This is a genomic window from Patescibacteria group bacterium, assembly GCA_041662965.1.
Taxonomy (GTDB): Bacteria; Patescibacteriota; Patescibacteriia; order Patescibacteriales; family GWC2-42-12; genus JACPHD01.
On sequence record JBAZRI010000003.1, the window covers coordinates 96011 to 118538 of the forward strand.

Genomic DNA, 22528 nt, shown 5'->3' on the forward strand with positions numbered 1-22528 from the left:
TTGCAAAAATAATTAAATTTAGCTAAAATTAAACAAAAATATTAAATAATATGATATTACTAAGATTACAATCTATGCAAAATAGAAAAGGCCTGATTTTACTCAGGCCCTTTTTGTTAAAAATTTTTGATGAGCGCGATTTCCTTGCAGTCTACTGACCCCGGTACGGCGATATTGCGCGGACAGCGGATACAATCTGTCCACATTTTTTTAGGCAGCATCTCCATGCCAACTTTTTTAAAACCGTGCTTTTCAAAAGTATTAGGGCGTAAAGTTAAAGTGTAAACTATTTTTATGCCCAGATCCTCTATCCTCTCCATCACTGCCGAAATTAGCATAGAGCCTATGCCGTGATTAAAATATTTTTTATCCACAACCCAAGAAACTATTTCCGCTTTTTCATCTTCACCGATTTTAAAAGCCACGCTGCCGGCAAATTGGCCATCATAGTCAGCCGCCAAAAAATTCGGCAACATGACCGTTAGCTCGGCTCTGCTTTTTGGCAGAAGCAACTCTTCCTTAGCATAGAGCTTGATTAAATCGTGAATTTTTACTATATCACTAACTACCGCTTGTCTAATTATTATTTTCATGATGAATCTCCTTTTTTGATTAAAATTTAACCGGTTGTTTCGTTTACCCTTTACGCTCCCCTATGCGCAGCATCACCTCCTTTCATTTTCAAAGAACTAAAAAACGGCCTTTTTGAGGCCGCTTGATAGTTCGTAAAGTATAAATATTTTAAACACTAACAAACAGCCTCAAAAAAATAGTTTGAGTTGCGCGGCGTCTGTTTATAATTGCGTGTATTTTATTTTTTGCCATATAATATTAAAAAACCTCGTCTTCAAATAGAAAAAATTCTATTCAAGGACGAGGTTATTTAGTCTCGTGGTACCACCCTGATTCCCCAATTTTATTATCGGAGCGCTCATTAAGCTATTTGCCCGCGGTAGCAAACCGCTCCGGCCTACTTAGGTTCAGCCGGCAATCTCCGGAAGCGCGTTCAGCATTACTGGCCTGCCGGGCTCGCACCATTACCCGGCTCGCTTAGAGGCTTAAATATTGCTTACTATTTTCCTTCAATGATTAGGTTGATTTTTAAGATCAATTATATTGTAATATATAAATAATTTTTTGTCAAACTGACAAACTTTTTTACAAAACTTTCTCAAGAATAATCCCTCGTCGGCGATACCTTTCCTTCATTTCAGCAAAAGTAACTACGCCTAAATTTTCATGTATTTCATGGTTTATTTCGGTTATTTCACCGCCGAACCATTCGGGCGGAATAAAATTAAGCATGTCTTCATCATTATCAAATTCAACTTCCACTCTAACATAACCGCTTAATTTTTCTTTATAAATATCTAGCTCGCATATCAAATTATTAAGCGGTAACAAGTATCTTAATTTTTTATGAGATTGGACGGTAGCGCCGATCAGGGCTTTAAACTCTCCTTCTTTAATATGAATAACATGCTCAATTCTTTCCTGCGCGGAATTATCTTCTTTTTTGATTAAATGATAATCATTGCCTTTTTGGCGAATTTTTAAAGCATCAACCGCGTTAGAATCAAAAAAATCTCCGATTTGAATTTCAATCGGCTTGAATTGATTTAAATTATTGGGCAAATATTTTACTAAATAAACCCGTTCTCTTTCTGTTTGTTTCATAAAAATTAATACAAACTATTGCTTATAAAACTTTCGCGTATGAATAGCAATCTTTCATTTTTCCGTCTTTCTCTTTTAGCGCTTTCCGCATCCGCCCTTCTTTCCGGTAGCCGTTTTTTATAGCCACTTTTTCGCTGGCAATATTGGCCGGCTGCATTAATATTTCAATCCTCATAAGCTTTAGTTTCTTAAAGCAAACATCTTCCATTAATTTAACTGCTCTACTGGCAATGCCTTTACCCCAATATTTTTCATCTATAAAATAACCGATTTCTCCAACATATCTCCGGTGATAATTTATTTTCACGCCAATCGCGCCAACAACCTCTTCGCCATAAATAATCGCGTAATTCCATTCGGTATTCTCTTTCTGCCGTTTCGTATTGCCTTTAAGCCAATTTTTCTCGGCTAAAACAGACTTCGGCCGGACGCTTGTCAGATAAACAAAATTCTGGTTATTTAAAATCTCGTAAAATTTTTTGGCGTCGCTGATTTTTTGCGGCCTTAATTTTATTTTTGGCATAAAATTAAATATTAGTCTCTTATGCGCGAATTTTATCATATTCACTGATAATTTTCAATAAAATATATCTGCTTTAAATTAATTTTGACACTTCTCTAATCTTCCTCTAAAATTAACTACATATGAAACAATCCCAACTTTTCACCAAAACTGAACGCTTCGCTCCTAAGGACGAAGAAACTATAAATGCTCAACTTTTAACGCGGGCCGGTTTTACCGAGAAGCTAATGGCCGGAGTCTATAATTACCTGCCCCTAGGGCTTTTGACCCTTAGGAAAATTGAACAGGTAGTTAGGGAAGAAATGAATAAAATCGGCGGACAGGAAATTTTAATGGCCATGCTGCATCCTAAGGAAAACTGGGAGAAAACCGGTGGCTGGGATAATATTGACATTCTTTTTAAAATTAAAAGCCGAACGGAAAAAGAATACGCGCTGGGGCAAAGCGAAGAAGAAGTGGTTACTCCCCTAATCATGCACCGGGTGCAGACAAGCAAAAACCTACCTTTGGCGGTTTACCAGATTCATTGGAAATTCCGCGATGAGCTAAGGGCTAAATCAGGGCTCTTAAGAGGCCGGGAATTTTTAATGAAAGACATGTACAGTTTCCATGCCGATCAGGACGACTTTGATAAATTTTATAAAATCGCCAAACAGGCCTACTTAAAAATATTTGAACGCCTGGGCTTAACGGCAAAAGTGACCGAAGCTTCAGGCGGAAGTTTCAGTAAAAAAATATCCTATGAATTCATGGTTCTGACCGACGCCGGAGAAGACGATATTCTGTATTGCGATGAATGTGTTTTTTGCGTTAATAAAGAAATCGCCGAACAAAAAGAATTTGATTCTTGCCCGAAATGCAAAAAGGGCAAATTAAACCGCGCTAAAGCCTCCGAGGTTGGCAATGTTTTTGATTTAGGGCAAAAATACGGCCAAGATTTTGGCTTGTCATTCAAAGATGAAAAAGGAGCAAAAAAATATCCGGTTATGGGCTGTTATGGCATCGGCATCTCGCGCCTTATCGGCGTAATTGTTGAAAAAATGCATGATGACAAGGGCATTATTTGGCCGGAAGCGGCCGCGCCGTTTAAAACCCATCTTATTTCTTTGGGGCAAAACGAGCGGGCGGAAAAAATTTATTCCGACTTGAACAAAAATCAAATTGAAGTTTTATATGACGACCGAGAAGTAAGCGCCGGCGAAAAATTCGCTGACGCGGATTTAATCGGCCTGCCTTATCGCTTAGTGGTGAGCGAAAAATCTCTTAAAGCCGGCGGAGTTGAATTAAAAAAACGAGCGGAAAAAGAAAGTAAAATTATTGAAGAAAAGAATGTAATAAAAGAGTTAAAATAAATACAATAGAAAAAAGACGAGATTAAAAAACTCGCCTTTTTTATTGTAATTTTAAATTTTTAAGGCGAGCCTAGAAAAATTTAGGATAAAATTTATGGCAAAATTTCTTTACAAAATTTTCCTGTTTGAGCCGTTAGGCGAGTTGAAAATTTTGTTAGAAATTATTGGCATAAATTCCTAAATTTTTCTCCAGCTCGCGATTTTTGCGCCGCTTTTTCTAAAAAAGCGGCCCCGAGCGGAGCGGAAACATATCACTTAAACACCTGCGCCGTGAACGTTAAAATTTGCGTGCTTTTATCCTTGTAGCAATCCGGCGCCAGCCCGGCTTTTTGCCAGCAGAGTTCTGATAAAAATTCTTCTAGGGTCCAACCGGTGTCGGTGGCTACTTGGGGTAAAAACACTCCGCTTTGCGCGCCTCGCCTTATAATCACGCCGTGCCGGCCTAACTCTATTTTTTGCCAATCATCAATCGGTTCCGGTGTTGATAAAACACTAACTTCATATTCTAACTTGCTTAATTCATCTTCGCTTACCGGGTTAAAACGCCCGTCTTCCGAACAGGCGGCCACCGCCATGTCGCGCACTACCTGCCACAGCGGCTCGTCTGACGGCACAATTTGCCCGATACAGCCGCGCAGTCGCCCGTCTTTTTCTAGCGTCACGAACGCACCCTGTTTTTGATTTAATCTCTCATCGGTAACATTAAATTCCGGAATCTTACTATTCTTCACATAGCTTTCCACTGTCTGTCTCGCTATATCTAGAAGCTTCTTCTTCTGCTCATCACTTAATTCGTTAATATTTTTAAATTTTTCATTGTCATTTTGCATTTTGCTATTTACATTTTCCATTTTAGCAAAAGCGACCGTCCCGTATCCGACCACCCTTGCTTTATCGCCGATTAACGGCGCGTCGCCGCTATTGGCATATTTTAAAATTTCAACTTTATCCCAGCCGGCTAATCGCGCTAACTCTATAGCGGTTTTAACCGCGTCAATGCCGCAAAGCGCGGTTTGCTCGTTAGCGTAGCCGGCGCTTTCCACGCCCTTGATATAACCGACGAATTCTTCGGCAGTAGCGGTTTTTATTTTTTCCAAAGTTTCTTTATCAATTTTATTAGCGTCTTCATACTCCGGGTAATGCGACATGTCAGTGGAAATTATTACTATGTCATCCTGGCTTAAATTATCTTTTAAAGCCTCGGCTAATTTTTTATAACTATCTTCATCTTGGTTGCCGAATAAAATCGGCAAAATTTTAAAATCGCCCTCTAAAACCGTTTGTAAAAACGGAATTTCCACTTCTAAAACATGATCTTCTTTATGGATTGAGCCGTCATATTTTATGTCGCCGCCTGCCGCGATTAATTTTTCCGCCAACTCTTTATCTACCGCTACGGTTCCGAGCGGCGTCTGCCAGCCGTCGCTATCATCAATGGCTATGCCGTCAAAATAGGCTTTATGGGAATTACTGATAATCACGGCTGTGTTAATTTTTTTGCCCTCTAGTTGTTTAAAGGCATAAGCCGCCGCCGCTCCGCTATAATCATAGCCCGCGTGCGGCACTATAATGGCTTTAACCCGGCCTTCTATTTTCTCCGCCAGCGCCTGTTTTAAATACCTCCGGATTTGATCGGTAATCGCGCCCGGCTCATTTGGATAAAATTGCCCGGCTACGGCCGCCGGTCTGATGGTTTTTAACATATCATTAGTCGCCTGTTTCTGACCGCAGGCGGTTAAAAGCATTAAAACTAAGAATAAAAATAATAATTTCTTCACAAAAGTTCTAATATTTTAAGCTCTAGCCTGCCGCTTCCGCTGTCATAAACCGCGAAGCTGGCTTTATTAAAAACTCCGCCTAAAGTTCCCGGATTGGCCGTAGTAATTCCGTCCTTAGCTTCAATCCACGGCTCATGCGTATGGCCGTAAAAAACCACAACGCATTTTTTTTGTTCTAAAACTTTTTTGATAAACCAGGGCTCATGGCATAAGCCGACGGTTTTTCCCTCAATCTCAAACGCGCCGAACCTGCCTAAATAATTTATATTGCTATGTTTGCCGATCTCCGGCTCTTGATAAATTTCCAAATTGCCTCTAATTAAATAAACAGCTTTAAAACTCGCCGCCAGATGTTTCAAAGTTTCCGCATTCACCACGTCGCCGCAGCAAATCGCGCTGGTAATTTCCTGGTCTCTGCCCCAATTTATACATTTTTCCAGATTAACCAAATTATCGTGAATATCCGCTATAACTAAAAATTTCATAGTTTTTATTAATAATTCAGCTGCAAAAAATTGTTTTTATCGCGCATACGAAATTGTAGCGACCGCAGGGAGACCAAATTTCGTCTAAGCAGAAAAAACAATTTTTTGCAGCTGAATTATGCGTAAGCTATTTCAACGTCGCCCAAATCTCATAAACTACCCCTAAAATAAGCAGTAGCGATAAAAAATAAGCCATGGGTTTAGTTAATTTATTCTTTATAATTGAGACCTGCTCCGGCTTAGCTTTGACTCTGAATACCAGCCAAATTAAAATGATGCCGGATAATCCGCCGGCCACGGCTCCGGTAAAGCTGATAACTTTAGTTAAGTTGGCCCAGCCGACCAAATATAAAAAATAAGGAATAAAACAAGCTAAAAACCAGGACAATTTATTGCTTAAACCAAGATCCCATTGATAAATTTCTTCCATGGCTTGAGCAGTGACTATGTATGATGTGATTATGGCTAAAAGCCCGAAAATCAAAGAAAAAATAATAACGCCGTCATTTAAAACCAAACTTAAGCCGGCTAAAGTATCGGGCGTTGTGCTCGCGCCGGTTATGCCTAAGATTGCCAAGACAAAAATTAGCGTCAACACGGCCGGAATAAAAGTGCCCCAGGCGATGGCGCTTTTAATTTTTTCTTTTTCATAAGCTAGCAAGCGGCAAATTTCAGGAATGGCCGCGCCGCCGCTGACGGCGAAAAATATCGGCCCATAAGGCAAAAAGACGTTTCTCCATTCCACTAAATGATAATTGGCCAATTGGATATGGCCAAAGCCTCGCCAGATGATCAAACCGATGGCGATTACTAAAAAAGAGGTTAAAACCAATTCGGTGCCGGCGATCATTTTTATGTCAAAAAAAGTAATTAAAGAAACGCCGGCGAAAATAACGGTTGAATACAAAAAAATACTGCCGCCCAAATAAGGATTCAATAATTGGTGTAAAAAAAGGCCGCCGACAATAATATAGGCCAAAACCGAACCGTAGCTGCCGATGGCGTCAATGATAAAAGTCAATTTCTTGCTTTTTTGATTAACATATCTGCCGACAAAACCGGGCAGACGATGCTTATTCTTAGTTGATAAAACCACTTCAGCGAAAAGCAGATGAAAAAAATATTGAATCGCGGCCAAGGCCGCTATATAAACAAACAGCGGTATAATGCCTGATTTATTTATAACAAAAGGTATGGCGAATAAACCCACGCCGATAATCGTACCCATTAAGGTTGCCACGGCCAAAAGATAATTTTTTGACATAAAATATGTTCTCTATTAACTAATTGGGCTAAATTTGTAAAATTTTCGTACGAGGACTGTTTGAGCCCGAGTACTCTCGGGCGAGTTCCGCAGTAGAAAATTTAATAAATTTAGCCCAATTATCATGTATTTTAACTAAAAAATCTATTTTCTCAAATTTATCTCGTAATTTATCTGCTCAATCTTCCTTAAATGCCCTTTGGCCTGATCATATTTGGTGCGCAGATAGCTCCTCATATCAAATTCAACCAATTCAGCCATAATGTCGTTGGCAATCTGATTAATTTTTTTCACTTCGTTAATATTACCCAGGGTAGCCATTTTTATGGCCTGGCGGACTAACTCGCCGATTAAATCGCTGATCCCGCCGAGATAACTTTCATAGTCAACTTTTATGCCCTGAATTTTATCGACTTTTTTTCCAATCATTACTAAATAAAACATTTTCGCTTCAACGTATTCTTCTAAAGCCGCCTTATAAGACCCTTCCTGCATTAAGCGGGAGGAATTGAATTTTTTTTCCAAATTTTTTAAAATCTCTTCAAGCTCCTTAAGTGTCTTTTCCGCGCCGGCTATATCGTCTCGATGCAGGGAAAATATTGCTTTTTTAGAATCATGCAAAACTATATTAGCTAAGCTAATAATTTGCCGGCGCTCATTACCATGCGCGTCAAAATCTTTTTTTAACTGCTGGACGAATTTTTTATTGATCATAGATAGTGTAAAATGCAAAAATCAAAATGTAAAATTTTTGATTTTTTAATTTTTAATTTATTTTACTCCGCTACTCTGAATATTTCTTCAACGGATGTGATGCCGTCAAGCGCTTTTAAAAGCCCGTCCTGGGCCATGGTAATCATGCCGTTTTTCTTGGCGTTATCGCGCATGTCATATTCGCTGGCCGCGCCGCCTAAAATTAATTTTTCAATTTCCTTATTCATGGTTAAAACTTCATAAATGCCGATTCGCCCTTTATAGCCGATGCCTTGGCAAGTTTCACAGCCCTGGCCCTGAAAAAATTTTAAATTGTTAAAATCAATTTTTTTCTTGTCTTCTTCCAAAAGCTCGCCTAAAAGGCTTTTCACTCTGTCTAAAACTTCGTCTACCAATTTTATTTCCTGCTTGCATTTCTGGCAAATTTTTCTAACCAATCTTTGCCCAAGCATGGCGTTTAAAGCCGGCGCCAATAAATACGGTTTAGTCCCCATGGATAAAAATCTTGGCACCGTGCCGGCCGCGTCGTTAGTATGGATAGTGGATAAAACCAAATGGCCGGTTAAAGCGGCTTGAATGGCGATTTCCGCCGTTTCTAAGTCGCGGATTTCGCCAACCATGACAATATCCGGATCTTGGCGCACGATTGAGCGCAGCCCTTGGGCAAAAGTATAATTTTTACTGGCTTGCGATTGGTTTATGCCGGCGAGCTGATATTCAATCGGGTCTTCAATGGTTATGATTTTAGTTTCTTGATTATTTAATTTTTTAAGTATGGCGTAAAGCGTGGTGGTTTTGCCCGAACCGGTCGGGCCGGTAGTAATAATCATGCCGTTAGGCCGCTCAACTTCTCTTTTTAACTGATCAAAAGCTCGGTCGCGGATGCCTAAATCAGTAAATTCCAAACCAACGGCGCTGGAACGCAATAAGCGCATAACCACGCTTTCGCCGAAATTAGTGGGTAAAAACGAAACCCTGATATCAATGCGGTCATCTTTCATGTAGATTGACAGCCGGCCATCCTGGGGCTTATCCGTAATATTTATTTTTACCGCGGCTAAAAGTTTCATGCGGGAAATTATTTTATCCCAAGACGATTTATCTAAACTGGCCACGTCATGCAAAACGCCGTCAATCCTAAACCTGACCTTTATTAATTTTTCTTCGGCTTCAATATGGACATCCGAAGAGTCTGATTTTACGGCCGCGGCCATGATCATGGTGACGATTTCGGTAATTTGCGCCCGGCTTATCTCGGCCTGCAAATCCTTAAAGCTGGAAAATTTTTCTCCATATTTATTTAATTCTTCTTCCGTGATTTTAATGCCCCTGACGACTTCCCTGACTTTTGGCATGGTTTTATACATCTCTAAGCCGAAATTGAAGCTATTCTCGGTGATTAAATAAATGCTGACCTCTGAAAAATATTTTTCTGATAAACTTTTAGCCAAAGCCTGCACTTTTTCATCTTGGGGCGCTAAGCTGGCTAATTTAATATTTTTGCCGTCATAATAAAAACACAGCGTTTCCAGCGCCTTAACCTCCTCTTCATTAATTAAAATTAAAGCTTCCGGGCTGATAGGAAAACCGAATAAATCAACATAAGGCAAGCCGGCGCCATCCGCCGCCTGTTTGGTTAAACGCTCCAGCTCTTTTATTTTCAGCTTTTTTTCTTTAACTTTAAACTTAGCCGCCGCGCTTTCATCGTTAACGTCCTGCCCGGCGGCGCTACTGAATAAATCATTGATGGATTGGTTGTTTGGCATAATTACATTATAACTTATTTTTTCAATAAAAAAAAGGCGTTTGCCATAATCTCAAAAACGCCTTTTTTTATTTATTTAATTTTCTAAAAATGCCTTATAAGCTAAATAAGCGCAATACAAATCGGCTTTAGAAGAAATCTCCAGCGGCGCGTGCATATTGAATAAAGGCACGCCGGCGTCAATTACCTCCATATTGCGATTGGCTAAATATTTGGCGATTGTGCCGCCGCCGCCTTTGTCAATTTTACCCATGCCGCCGACCAACTGATAAACAATAGCTTTATTCTTATTATATAATTCTACCAACTCCCGCATGAATTTCCCCGATGCTTCGCTGGTTGAATATTTGCCGCCATGGCCGGTGTATTTTTCAATAGCTAGGCCGTAGCCTAAGCGGCAAGTATTGCGAACGTCAAAAACATCTTTGTAATCCGGATCCAATCCGGCCGTAACGTCAGCGCTAATTGCCTGACTCTTGGCAAAAATTTTATAAACACGATCAAGGTCATCTTCCCCGTCGACTAGCTCTGACAAATCAGAAATAAAAATTTCTAAAAAATATGAATTGGCGCCGGTATTGCCGGCCGAACCGATTTCTTCTCGGTCTACCATGGCTAAAACCTGCGTTTTTTCACTCGTCTTTGATTCTATAATGCCCATCAAGGCGGTATAAGCGCAAATCAGATCATCTTGGCTGAAAGCTGAGATCAAACTGCGGTCAAAACCTAAATCGCGAGCCTTTTCGCAAGGCACGGCTCTAAGTTCAGCGCTGGCCAAATCAATTTCTTTCATGCCATACTCGACCCACAAATATTCTAAAATAGCCAATTTAACTTTTTCTTTTATTTTTTCATCTTTAACCGGAATTGAGCCAACTACTAAATTTAATTCTTCGCCCAGCACCTCCTTTGATTCAACTTTTGAGCCCGGGGCGCCGTGGCGGTCTATATGAGGCAATAAATCAGTAATCATAAAAATCGGATCGCTGTCTTTCTCGCCGATATTAATTTCTACTTTCTTGCCGTTTTCCAAATAAACCTGGCCGTGCAAAGCCAAAGCGATGGTCGGCCACTGGTATTTTTTTATGCCGCCATAATAATGAGTTTTCAAAAAGGCCAAGCTTTCATCTTCGTATAAAGGCATGACTTTTAAATCCAAGTGCGGCGAATCAATATGAGGCATAATCATATTAAAGCCATGGTTTAGCGGCTTTTTCCCGACCTTAGCTAAAAATAAGCTCTTGTCGCGGTTAACCGCGTAAACTTTATCGCCTGCTTTAAGCGATTTTAGCTCGGCCATATCTTTAAATCCGGCCTGTTTAACTAAAGCCATGCTCGCGGCTACGGCTTCAGGTACGGTTTTTGACTGATTTAAAAACTTTTTATAACCTTCGGAAAATTTAAAAGCTGACTGTTTAGTTTTCTCATCCCAAACCTCCCAGGCATTTCTCTTCTGCATGGTTAACTTTTTTTCCAAATCTTTATAATTTGTTTTTGACATATGGTTGTAATTATTAATTTATAATTTTCATCAATATAGAAATCAATTTCGCTTCTAACGCCGAACTTATTTTTAAAATAAATTCCCGGCTCAATCGTATAGCCGATATTAAGCGGCAGCGATTGCCGGCCTTTTCTGCTGATTCTGGTCCTTCTGCCATGAGGGCTAACCAAACCCAGTGAATGCCCGGTACTATGCAAAAATTTTTCGGCCAGTCCATGATCATTTAAATAATTTCTGGCCGCGTCATCAATCTCTTTACCCAACGGTATTGTTTTATTTTTTAAATTGCTTTGTAAATACTTTATTGCCATCTCTCTGGCTTGCGCCACAATTCTAAACGCATCAACATGCTGTTTCGGTAGCTTCCTGCCATAATACATCATCCAGGTAATATCCGCAAACGGCGCGCCAATTTCCTCTAACCTTGCCCAAATATCAATCATTATTATGTCGCCTTTTTTTAATCGGCGCGGTTTCTCGGCATAATAGTGGACATGAGCCGTACTTTTGCCAAAAGCCACGATTGATTTCTGTTTATCGGATTTTAGATGATATCTTTTATATCGCTTTTTTATAAATTGCCTGATTGCTACATCCGTAGTCTCTGGATTATATTTTATAAATTCAACAATTTTTTTTATTATCTTGCGTAAAGCTTCGGCGGCCTGTTTATGCTGTTTTATTTGTTTTTTAGTCCAAGACATTATAATATTGTCCGGTTTGGGAAAATTATTTTATAGCGCATACAAAATTGTAGCTGATTTTTTTCAAAAAATAATCATCTAATATAATAAAATATTCTTTGAAAAAAATCACCAAAATTTTGTCTAAACGGGAAAATAATTTTCCCAAACCGGACATTAAGCATGCTGATTTAAAAAACCAATTTTTATTTTACCAACTCCCGCTCGACCCGCCGCCGCCGGACGACCCGCCGCCGAAGCCGCCGAAACCGCCGCCGCCGAATCCACCTGATCCGCCGCGTCCGCCGCCGATCCACCAAGGTATATGGCCGCCGGCCTTGCCGGCCTGATATTTTTTAGAAACTACATAATCAAATAACAAGCCGAACGGAATTAAAAAACCGATAGCGGCTATGCCGAAAAATAAAAAGCCTTTGATTATGCCGATTACTATCCCAATAACCGCGCCGACGATGCCGCCGGCCCACCACGATTTGCTTCTGCCTAAGATGCTGGCCAGCCACATAAAACCGAAAATAACTATATAAAAAATAAATTCCGGATCAAACGACGATTTTTTATCGCCGCTGTTTTGGCTGTCGCTTGGCACATATTCTCCTTTAGTCGCGGCCATTATCTGGTCAACTGCTTTATCCAGCCCGCCGTAAAAATCATTAGCGCGAAAAGCCGGCTGCATCATCTGATTGATAATCCAATTGGATTGGGCGTCGGTTAAAGCGCCTTCTAAACCATAGCCGACTTCAATCCGCATTTCCCGGTCATCTTTGGCTACCAATACTAAAACACCGTTATCTTTTCCTTGCTTGCCGATCTGCCAATCTTCAAATAGTTTAACCGCGAAATTTTCAATCGTATCGCCTTCAAGGCTGGCTATTAAAACCACGGCGATTTCATTGCTGGTTTCTTGATTAAACTGCGCTAATTTATTCTCCAGCGCTTGTTTTTGTTCAGAAGAAAAAGTTCCGGCATAATCATTAACAAAACCGCTGGGCTGCCCGGGATTATAGTAGGCAAAAACCGGCCAAGCAAAAAATAATAATAAAATTATGATTATTTTTTTCATAATTAGAAATCTCAAGATTGGGCAAGGCTTATTTAATTTTCGTGCGAGGACTGTCTGAGGCCGAGCAATCTCGACCGAGTTCCGCAGTAGAAAATTAAATAAGCCTTGCCCAATCATTTATGCTATAACTTACATTTTGCTAAACTGTTATTAGAAATTTACCGCTGGCGCGTTTTCCGCTCCGGCCGCGGCTTCAAAATAAGCTTTTTCCGAAAAGCCGAACATAGAGGCAAGCCATTTGGCCGGGATGCGTTTTACCATAACATTGAAATCACGCGCCGCGTCATTAAATCTTTTTCTTTCCACGCTGATTCTGTTTTCCGTGCCTTCTAACTGCACCATCAAAGTCTGCACGGTTTCTATGGATTTTAACTGCGGATAATTTTCCATAATTACGAGCAGCCGCCCTAAAGCGCTTTCAACTTGCGTCGCGGCATCGGCTTTTTCGTTGACGGTTTGGGCGCCGGCATAACGCGTGCGAGCATCGGCTAAATCACCGAATACTTTCTGCTCCTGGCCCATAGCGCCTTTAACGGAATTAACTAAATTCGGAATCAAATCAAAACGCCTTTGGTATTGGGTTTCAACTTGCGCCCACATATTGTCTACGCCTTCATTGGCCGTAACCATTTTGTTGTAAGTGCCCCAGACATAAAGCGCCAGGACGGCGGCAACAACCGCCAGAATGATAAGAACTTTTTTCATAGTTTTTTTACTTATTAATTATATTTAATTTTAATTTTTTCCCTCTGCTTTTAGTCGCATAATAACCGGTCAGCATCGTAGCCAGTTTAATAATTTCTTCTTGGCTTTTCGAATCGCCTAATTTTAATTCGCTCATTTTCAATTCTTCAAGAACTTGAATTTCCCTTTCCATTATACTTGATACATTATACTGTATACCTCTTAAAAGGCTCGTCGGCCCGTTTTCGTCAGCTAATTGTATTATCACGTCTCCCTTTTGCGCTAATTTTTCCAAATTTTCATTATCCTTTTCATCTCGCCCGATTACTAATAAAATATTTTTTTCTCCCTCTCCTTTATAAGGAGAGGGTTGGGGTGAGGTATCTTTAAGCCAAAACGCCCGGCCGTATTTTAATAATGCGATATCATTGCTAGCGCAATCAGGCCAATATCCAAGAATTTTAAGCAATTTTTCGCTAAATTCCGGATCGGTTAAAAGGCAGCCGCCGCCCGGGCTGGCATATTCTTTTATACCATATTTTTTTACCAGCTCTAATTGGCGCTGGCGCGATCGGCCGCTTATATCCAATAACTTCCCCCTGATTAATTTGCCCTGTTTTTCCGGTTCGCTTATATTAAGTAATTTTGCCGACAGCGGCCTGACTAATTTGCCTTCCAACCCGGCTATTTTTTCCACTATTTTTAAAGCTTCTTTATTTTGCGACATCGGCCTTTGCCCTAAGACTTCGCCGGTCGCCACAAAATCAAATTTTTCTTTCTCCATTATCTCTTTAGCCTTTTTTAGCATTAGGCCGTGGCAATCAACGCAAGGATTCATGTTTTTACCATAGCCATGAGCCGGATTTTTTACCATTTTTAAATGTTCATCCGAAAAATCAATTTCAATTAATTTTATGCCTAACTCTCCGGCCGCTTTTTTAGCCCTGTCCGCGCTAAAAAAATTACTTTTAAAGCTTAATCCGGTAACTTCAACGCCTTGCTCCATTAAAACGCGCGCCGCCAGCATTGAGTCCAGCCCACCCGATAATAGCACTAGGGCTTTAGTCATAATATTATCTGTCATCCCCGCCCCGTTTGTCATTGCGAGCGACCAGAGGGAGCGAAGCAATCTCATTTATTTGTCATTCCCGCACAGGCGGGAATCCATTTTCTACTTAAACCCAATAATCTGATACCCGTATTTCTCAACATTTTCTTTAATTATTTTCTTTATTTATTTAGTGCGAGCCTAGAAAAATTTATATTTTTCTTATTCCTAACTTTACCATTTCCCCATTTACCTTAATTCCCTCGCCTTTAACTTCGCTTTCCATTATTTTTTCGCATAAAACATCTCTTTTTAGCTCCTCTGCCATTTTTGCAAAAACATTTTTTATCAATTCACTATCGCTCTGCCAGGACAAAACAATTTTATCTTTAATAGTCAACCCGGCGTTTTTGCGCATACTATTAACCATACGTACAATTTCCCGCTTTAAGCCTTCAAGCTTTAATTCGGGTGTTAAGGTCGTATCAATTTTAACTTCAATATTTCCATCGCCATATTCGCTAACAACATTTTTAACATTTAATTCATCTTTTATCAATTCAACATATTCATCTCTTAATTCGTGGCTCGTAAATCGTAATTCCGAGAGCGGCTGCCTAACTTTAATGCCCGCTTTATCCCTTTCCGCTAATCCCAGCTCTACAATTTCTCTCACCATCTCCATCTGTGTAATTATTTTTATATCTTCGGCTTCCATCGGGTCGTTATATTCCACCCAAGCGGTTAAATGCACTGACTTATTTTCATCTTTAAAATTCAATCCGGTTACTTTCTGCCAAATAGTCTCGGCCATAAACGGCATAACCGGAGCGATAATTTTAGCTAATTCCAGCAAAACAAACCTGGTTATTATAACCGCCGCTTTTTGATCGGCTTGATCGTCGGATTTAAATCTATCGCGCGATCTTCTTAAATACCAGGTAGAAAAATCATTGATAAAATCGCTTATCGGCCGAGTGGCTTTAGGCAGATTATAATTTTTCATGTTTTCGGTTACGTCTTTCGCTAAAATATTTAATTTCGCCAGTATCCATTTATCCAAAATATTTTCGCCTTCCGGCCTGGCGCATTCTTCGCCGGCGGCTTCTTCCTGATACATTTCATAAAATTTATACACATTCCATAAAATCATGATATTTTTTCTGAAAACATCTCTTAAATCGCGCTCATTAAAAAATAAATTTTCCGCTTGCATCACGGCTGAACTCATTAAATAAAAACGCAAAGCGTCCACGCCGTATTCGTTAATCACTTTCCAGGGGTCGGGATAATTCTTTTTTGATTTGCTCATCTTATCGCCTTTTTCATTTAAAATTACGCCGGTGGCGATAACGTTTTCAAAGCTGTTGGAATCAAATAAAGCCGCGGCTAAGACGTGCATAACGTAAAACCAGGCCCTGGTCTGGGAAATATATTCGCTGATGAATTGCGCGGGAAAATTGGCTTCAAATTTTTCTTTATTGGCAAATGGATAATGCATTTGAGCGAAAGACATGGAGCCGGATTCTACCCAGCAATCCAAAACTTCGCTGATGCGTTTCATCTGGCCGTCGCGCTTGGCGCATGGCCAGGTTAAGCCGCTAACTTTATGGATATGAATATCGGTAATATTTTTCTCACCGCTTTTTTCTTGCAATTCTTTAACCGAGCCGATTACTTCCAGCTCACCGCATTTATCGCATTGCCAAACCGGAATCGGCGTGCCGAAATAGCGGTTGCGTGAAATATTCCAGTCCGGCGCCTGCTCAATGCCTAAAGCGAACCTCCCCCCTTTTAAATATTCAGGGAACCAATTTATCCGTTCGTTTAATTCCAACATCCGCTTTTTTAGTTTGCTGACGGCCATAAACCAGGCTGGAATGGCGTTATAAAATAATTGGGTATCACAGCGATGGCAAAATGGATAAGAATGGGTTGTTTGTTCGGTGGTAAAAACCAAGCCGCGCTTTTCTAAATCTTCAATTACCATTTTATTGGCTTTTTTAAAATATATGCCCTTAAATTTTGGCACGGTTTCGTTAAAAATCCCTTTTTCGTCCAGCATGGGTATAACCGGCAAATCATATTTTAAGCCAAGGTTGTAATCGTCTTCGCCATAAACCACGGCCGTATGCACTACGCCCGTACCGTCTTCGGTGGTAACGAAATCAGCCGCGAAAACTTTATAAACCGGTTTGCCACTATCCTTAAACGCCGGCACTTCAAATAATGGCTCGTATTCCAAACCAACCAAATCTTTACCCTTAATGTCATCGTGCACAATCTCAATTTCTTTATTTTTGAAAATTACGCCGGACAAAACTTTTGAGGCGGCAATTAACATCTCTTTTACTCCTTTAATCCTGAAGGCAGTATAATCAATATCTTCTCCGACCGCTAAGGCCACATTTCCCGGAAGCGTCCAGGGGGTGGTTGTCCAGGCGAGTATATAAGCTGAATCTTTTGTTTCTTTGCCTTCGCCGTATTTTTGGCCTGGCTTTAATTTAAATTTCGCATAAACACTCTGTTCGGTTATTTCTTTATAACTATTATCCATAGCCACTTCAAAATTGGAAATCGGGGTTTCGCATCTGGGACAATAAAGTTGGACTTTCCGGCCCTGATAAATCAAGTCTTTTTCCCATAAATTCTTAAAGGCCCACCAGACCGATTCCATATAATTAACATCCATGGTTTTATAAGAATCTTTAAATTCCACCCAGCGGCCGATGCGCCGGATCATAACTTCCCAGATGTCGGCGTATTCTAAAACGCGCGAACGGCAGGTTTCGCAAAACTCTCCCACGCCGATTTTTTCAATTTCTTTTTTGCCGCTGATTTTTAAATCCTGCTCAATGATATTTTCAATCGGCAGGCCGTGGCAATCCCAGCCCCAGCGCCGCTCAACGCGGTAGCCCTGCATAGTCCAAAATCTAGGTATAACGTCTTTGGAAATGCTGGATAAGAGATGCCCGTAATGCGGCTCGCCCGTGCCGAACGGCGGGCCGTCATAAAAAACATAATCGCCCCGCGGCGCGGATTTTTCAACTGACTTCTTAAAAATTTCATTTTTATCCCAAAAATTCAAAACCTCCTCTTCCATAGCCGGAAAAGGGCTTTTAATCTGTTCTCTTTCCTGTTTTTTATTAGGCATAATATAAAAAATTTCACGAATTATTTATTTATTTTAGCCTAAATTAAGCTAAATGTCAAAGAAAATTATAGGCTTGATTAAATCGGTAATTTTGTTAGAATTTAATCAATATGATTATTTCTTTCATCGGCATGTCAAACGTCGGCAAGTCAACCTGGTCGACTAAACTGGAAAAATTAAAAGGCTTTAAAAAATATTGCTGCGACGATTTGATCGAAAGCTATTTAAGCCCGGAATTAAAAGCCTTGGGCTACGCCGGCATAAATGACTTAAGCCGCTGGCTGGGTCAGCCTTACGACCGGAGGTATAAAAAAAACAGCCAAAAATTTTTAGAGCTTGAGGCTAAATCTTTAAAAGACAGTTTTGAAAGAATTGACAGCCTAACAAGCGAAATTGACGTTGTGTTGGATACGACCGGCAGCGTTATTTATCTATTCGAGGAAATATTGAAAACCTTAGCCGGCCGGACAAAAATAATATATCTTGAAGCTCCGATCGGCATGATGGAGCTGATGATTAAAAATTATATCGCCAACCCTAAACCGGTAATCTGGGGGGATTTATACCGACCGCTGGCCGGAGAAAATAAAGCCGAAACTTTAAAAAGATGCTATCCTGAATTATTAAAATATCGAACCGGCCTATATGAAAAGCTAGGCGCGATCAAGCTTGATGACTTTACTAGGACAAAAAAAGATTTTACTTTAGAAAATTTGCTTGAGCTGGTCAATGGATAACTATTTCTCAATTTAAAAAATAACCCCGCGCTTTACGGGGTTATTTATTTTTAAGTATCTTATTCCCATTCAATCGTTCCGGGCGGTTTTGAAGTTATGTCATAAACCACGCGATTAATTCCTTTAACTTCATTAGTAATGCGCGTTGAAATTTTAGCTAAAAGTTTATAAGACAAAAATGCCCATTGAGCTGTTAAAAAATCATTCGTGGTAAATGACCTGACAATAATAGGATAACCATAACTTCTGGCGTCTCCTTGCACGCCCACAGAACGTATTGTTGGCAAAACCGCAAAATGTTGAGTGCTATTTTCTCCGCTTTTTTCAATTTCACCACACACAATGGCATCGGCCTGCCTTAAAATTTTTAATTTTTCTTTAGTTACCTCGCCAATAATTCTAATCGCTAATCCCGGCCCCGGGAACGGAGTACGGTAGACTATTTTTTTTGGCAAACCTAATTTGTCCCCAATTTTACGAACTTCATATTTATATAGATCGCGCAACGGTTCAATTAATTTAAAGCCAATTTTTTCCGGCAGACCGCCGACATTATGATGGGATTTTATAACTGCCGTGTGCTTTCCCCCGGAACTTACGCCCGAACTAACAGCATCAGTATATAAAGTGCCTTGAACAAGCCATCTGGTTTTAAAAAGTTTCTTGGCTTCTCTTTCAAAAATTCTTATGAATAATTCTCCAATAACCTTTCGCTTTTTTTCTGGATCTGTTACCCCCTTTAGTTTCTCTAAAAATTCTTTTTCCGCATACACTATCCGCAAATTCATTTTCATGTAAGTTTTAAAAACTTTTTTTAACTCTCTAGTTTCGCCTTCTCGCATAAGACCAGTATCCACATAAACGCAGGTAAGATTTCTGCCAATGGCCCTATGAACAATAGTGGCAGCCACCGCGGAATCGACCCCGCCCGAGAGTCCGCAAACCGCTCGATCATTGCCAATTTGTTTCCGAATATTTTTTATTGATTCCTTAATAAAATCCTCCATTAACCAAGATCTCTTAACTCCGGTTATTTCAATAAAATTTATGATGATCATATGGCCGTTAGTAGTATGCAGTACTTCTGGATGAAACTGCAATCCATAAATTTTACGTTTTTCATCCGCCATTGAAGCAATTAAACAATTATTCGAACTGGCAATTTTCATAAACCCTTTAGGTAGCTTAATAACAGAATCGCCATGGGACATCCAAGTATCTTGAATTTTCTTTAAGCCGATAAAAATTTTGCTGGGTTTGTTTATGGTAATTTGCGCGGGGCCATATTCTCGTTTTTTTCCAGCCTTTACTGTACCTCCCAACATAAATGCAGTTAATTGCATGCCATAGCAAATTCCTAGAATTGGGACTCCCAAATCAAAAATTTTTTTATTTACCCGCAAAGCGCTTTTATCTGACAGATTTTGCGGTCCACCCGACAAAATGATGCCTTTACTCTGCGCTAATTTGTCTATGGGAAAATCGGGGGAAACAAGTTCAGCCAAAACGCCGGCCTCGCGAATACGCTTGGTAATTAAATGCGAATATTGCGAGCCAAAATCTAAAACATATATTATGTCTTTCGTTGGTAATGTTTGTAGCATATTTATTATTAATTAAACTCCTTGCTAAATGTAATAAAAAATTATCACAATTGTTATTATCAATCAGTCTAAATCAAATAACAAACATTGTCAAAATAATTTATTTTCTGCGGGGATTTTTATTTAAAAAATTGGATTAATTAATTTCAGGCGGGTATCATTTTTTATCTTTTTATGGTATAATATTGTTAATGAAAATAATTTTACTTTAAGAATAAGACTATGTGGCAAGAAAATATAATACTTATATTAATTTTCTTAGCAGGCCTTTCTAATTTCAGCTTAGCCGCTTATGTTTATAGAAATGGACCGGGCAAGAGGCTTAATAGGAATTTTTCATATCTTGGGTTTGTAATTTTTTTATGGTGCCTTAGTAATTTTGTCTCCTTAATCAGCCGCAACTTGGCTTGGATTCGCTTAACTTACGCCTTAGGCTTGCTCGTGGTTTTATTTTCATTTTTTTTGGCCGGCGCAATAGCTGAAAAAGAGATAAAGAAATCAATAAAATTCTTCTTATTCTTGATAAGCGCTATATTATTTATTGCTTGTTTCTCCCCCTTGTTTATATATAATATCAACAGTTATGGAGTAAGCGGCGTTGATGCCAGATTCGGACCTTTGTTCAGATGGTGGGAAGTTTATATGATAGTTATAGGCGCTGTCGGAATATATCTGCCTATTAAAGCTTTGCCGCTGCTTGATGACCGCAGGAAAAAACAAATAGCATATTTTTATGTCGGCTGCTTTTCCTTCGGGATCTGGTCAAGTTTTACCAGCGTTATTCTGCCGTTTTTCGGATATACAAAACTTTTGAATCTTGACGCTCCGAGTACTATTTTTTTTACCGGCCTTACCAGCTACGCCATAATTAAATATGAAATAATGGGAATAAAATCATTATTTTTCAAAGCCTTTGCCTATTCATTAATTATAGGATTCATTAGCGGTGTATTAGCGGTTGTTATTTTCCTGGTATCATGGTTTTTTAACAACTTCGGTTCAACCGCGGCCTATTTAATTTCAATTATTGTTTCTATTATAATCTTTTTAATTGGCAGATCTTTTTATAAAGAAACTAAAGAGCTGGAAATGGCGAAAAAAAGCCTTACGGCAATGCTCCAAAAATCAGAAGAAGATCGATTGAAAGCTGAAGCAGAGAAAAATAAAACTTTAACAATCATCAAAAATTTCAGCGATGGGCTTTTAATTATTAACGAGGAAGGCAAAATTATTATCGTCAATCCTGTGGCTGAAAATTATTTAGGGCTTAAGTCCAATAATATTCTGAAAAAAAATATAACCAGCTTATTTGAAAATCTACCCGGTTTAAAAGCGATAGCTTCTGATTTGCCGATAACCGCGGATAAAATAGTTAAAAAAGAAATTGAAATAAACAAAAATTTAATCATTGAAATATCAGCCATTAAGCTAAACTTCAAAAAAAAGAATATCGGCAATTTAATTATTATGCACGATATAACCAGGGGTAAAAATGTAGAAAGATTAAAAACTGAGTTCGTTACCTTGGCCGCCCATCAACTCCGCACGCCTTTAACGGCGATTAAGTGGTCATCGCGAGCGCTTTTAGACGGAGATGCCGGTCATATCGTTCCGGAGCAGCGTGAATATATCGAAAAAATAGATATTAGCACTGAACGAATGATTTATTTAATAAAAGATCTTTTGAATGTCGGACGTTTGGAAGAAGGCCAGTATATATATAAAGCATCAAAATTCAAAATTAAAGACGCTTTTTTTAATGTTTTATCTAATATAAAAGAAAAGATTGACCATAAAAAAATTAAGTTAGACTACAAGCTGCCGGCTGATGAGCTGCCGTCGATCAGCGCCGATCAAGAAAAAATAGAGATAGTTATGCAAAATTTTATAGAGAATGCGATTAACTATTCATTCGAGGGAGGCCTGATCTTAATTACGATTGAAAGGAGCGGAGAAAAATGGTTTTTTAAAGTGGCTGACTCGGGCATCGGAATTTCAGAAGAGAGCAAAGGACGAATTTTTAAAAAATTTTATAGAAGCGAAGAAGCATTTAAAAAAAATACTGAGGGGTCAGGCCTCGGCCTGTTTATGTGCAAAAATATCATTGAAAATCATGGAGGGGAAATCGGCTTTGAATCTGCGATGGGCAAAGGCTCAACTTTTTATTTTTCATTACCGCTCAAATCTGCGATAAAAGAAAAACCTACTAATTAATAAAATAATTTCTAGCATTCTCCGATAAAATTAACTATAAAAAATATTTTTTGCGAAAACTCTTGTTGACAATTTTTTTTCATGGTATAATAAAAATACAGTTAAAAAAATTTCACATAACCGGCAGAATTTTTTACAAAAAATCTTTTGCTAAAACGAGAGGGGGTGCAAAAAATATGGCAAAGAAAAAAGCTAAGAAGAAAGCGACCAAGAAAGTTGCTAAGAAGAAAGCGACCAAGAAAAAGAAAAAATAGTTTA

The 22528-nt window shown here is 39.2% G+C and carries 18 protein-coding genes and 1 other annotated feature; of the genes, 3 read left to right on the plus strand and 15 right to left on the minus strand.

Features of this window, described 5'->3' with window-relative positions:
- Positions 1-116: 116 nt before the first annotated feature.
- The 3 genes from WC639_02680 to WC639_02690 all read right to left on the minus strand — a co-directional run bounded on the left by WC639_02680 (position 117) and on the right by WC639_02690 (position 2200).
- Positions 117-593, minus strand: a complete 477-nt coding sequence (locus tag WC639_02680; protein MFA6306683.1) for a GNAT family N-acetyltransferase — start codon at positions 591-593, stop codon at positions 117-119.
- A gap of 273 nt (positions 594-866) precedes the next feature.
- Positions 867-1095 (minus strand) — a binding site (T-box leader).
- A 63-nt stretch (positions 1096-1158) separates the two neighbouring features.
- Positions 1159-1677 (minus strand): hypothetical protein, encoded by a 519-nt coding sequence (locus WC639_02685; GenBank protein MFA6306684.1) that lies wholly within the window; start codon positions 1675-1677, stop codon positions 1159-1161.
- Between the two features lie 22 nt (positions 1678-1699).
- Complete coding sequence (locus WC639_02690) at positions 1700-2200, minus strand: GNAT family N-acetyltransferase (GenBank protein ID MFA6306685.1); 501 nt, start codon at positions 2198-2200, stop codon at positions 1700-1702.
- A gap of 122 nt (positions 2201-2322) precedes the next feature.
- Here WC639_02690 and WC639_02695 point away from each other — a divergent pair, with 122 nt between their 5' ends.
- Positions 2323-3552, plus strand: coding sequence for an aminoacyl--tRNA ligase-related protein (locus tag WC639_02695; GenBank protein ID MFA6306686.1), 1230 nt, complete (start codon positions 2323-2325; stop codon positions 3550-3552).
- A 251-nt stretch (positions 3553-3803) separates the two neighbouring features.
- Here the strand turns inward: WC639_02695 and amrB are convergent, their stop codons facing one another.
- The 11 genes from amrB to ileS form a co-directional block, all read right to left on the minus strand.
- Positions 3804-5330, minus strand: a complete 1527-nt coding sequence (amrB, locus tag WC639_02700) for an AmmeMemoRadiSam system protein B (GenBank protein ID MFA6306687.1) — start codon at positions 5328-5330, stop codon at positions 3804-3806.
- The gene (locus WC639_02705; GenBank protein ID MFA6306688.1) at positions 5327-5815 is read right to left on the minus strand and encodes a YfcE family phosphodiesterase; all 489 of its coding nucleotides are present in this window, start codon (positions 5813-5815) and stop codon (positions 5327-5329) included. Before WC639_02705 ends, amrB begins: the two co-directional genes overlap by 4 nt.
- A gap of 127 nt (positions 5816-5942) precedes the next feature.
- Positions 5943-7079: an aromatic amino acid transport family protein gene (locus WC639_02710; GenBank protein MFA6306689.1), complete on the minus strand. Its 1137-nt coding sequence runs from the start codon at positions 7077-7079 to the stop codon at positions 5943-5945.
- A 144-nt stretch (positions 7080-7223) separates the two neighbouring features.
- Positions 7224-7793, minus strand: coding sequence for a hypothetical protein (locus tag WC639_02715; GenBank protein MFA6306690.1), 570 nt, complete (start codon positions 7791-7793; stop codon positions 7224-7226).
- A gap of 62 nt (positions 7794-7855) precedes the next feature.
- Positions 7856-9559: a GspE/PulE family protein gene (locus WC639_02720; GenBank protein MFA6306691.1), complete on the minus strand. Its 1704-nt coding sequence runs from the start codon at positions 9557-9559 to the stop codon at positions 7856-7858.
- Between the two features lie 75 nt (positions 9560-9634).
- Entirely contained in the window at positions 9635-11059 is a 1425-nt protein-coding gene (locus WC639_02725) for an aminopeptidase (GenBank protein ID MFA6306692.1), read from the minus strand.
- Positions 11020-11766, minus strand: a complete 747-nt coding sequence (locus tag WC639_02730) for a M24 family metallopeptidase (GenBank protein ID MFA6306693.1) — start codon at positions 11764-11766, stop codon at positions 11020-11022. The genes WC639_02725 and WC639_02730 overlap by 40 nt, the downstream gene beginning before the upstream one ends.
- Positions 11767-11956: 190 nt before the next feature.
- Positions 11957-12829, minus strand: coding sequence for a TPM domain-containing protein (locus tag WC639_02735; GenBank protein MFA6306694.1), 873 nt, complete (start codon positions 12827-12829; stop codon positions 11957-11959).
- A 150-nt stretch (positions 12830-12979) separates the two neighbouring features.
- On the minus strand, positions 12980-13534 hold the full coding sequence (locus tag WC639_02740) for a LemA family protein (GenBank protein ID MFA6306695.1): 555 nt from the start codon (positions 13532-13534) through the stop codon (positions 12980-12982).
- A 7-nt stretch (positions 13535-13541) separates the two neighbouring features.
- Positions 13542-14597 carry a tRNA 4-thiouridine(8) synthase ThiI gene (locus WC639_02745; protein ID MFA6306696.1) on the minus strand — a complete coding sequence of 352 codons (1056 nt, stop codon included), beginning with the start codon at positions 14595-14597 and terminating at the stop codon, positions 13542-13544.
- A 175-nt stretch (positions 14598-14772) separates the two neighbouring features.
- Positions 14773-17715 (minus strand): isoleucine--tRNA ligase, encoded by a 2943-nt coding sequence (ileS, locus tag WC639_02750; protein ID MFA6306697.1) that lies wholly within the window; start codon positions 17713-17715, stop codon positions 14773-14775.
- Positions 17716-17825: 110 nt separating this feature from the next.
- Between ileS and WC639_02755 the strand changes: the two genes are divergently transcribed.
- A complete protein-coding gene (locus tag WC639_02755) occupies positions 17826-18452 on the plus strand; it encodes a hypothetical protein (GenBank protein ID MFA6306698.1) in 627 nt (208 codons plus the stop codon).
- Positions 18453-18511: 59 nt separating this feature from the next.
- Here WC639_02755 and guaA read toward each other — a convergent pair whose 3' ends face one another.
- On the minus strand, positions 18512-20056 hold the full coding sequence (gene guaA, locus WC639_02760) for a glutamine-hydrolyzing GMP synthase (GenBank protein MFA6306699.1): 1545 nt from the start codon (positions 20054-20056) through the stop codon (positions 18512-18514).
- Between the two features lie 222 nt (positions 20057-20278).
- Here guaA and WC639_02765 point away from each other — a divergent pair, with 222 nt between their 5' ends.
- Positions 20279-22270 carry an ATP-binding protein gene (locus WC639_02765; protein MFA6306700.1) on the plus strand — a complete coding sequence of 664 codons (1992 nt, stop codon included), beginning with the start codon at positions 20279-20281 and terminating at the stop codon, positions 22268-22270.
- Positions 22271-22528: the final 258 nt, after the last annotated feature.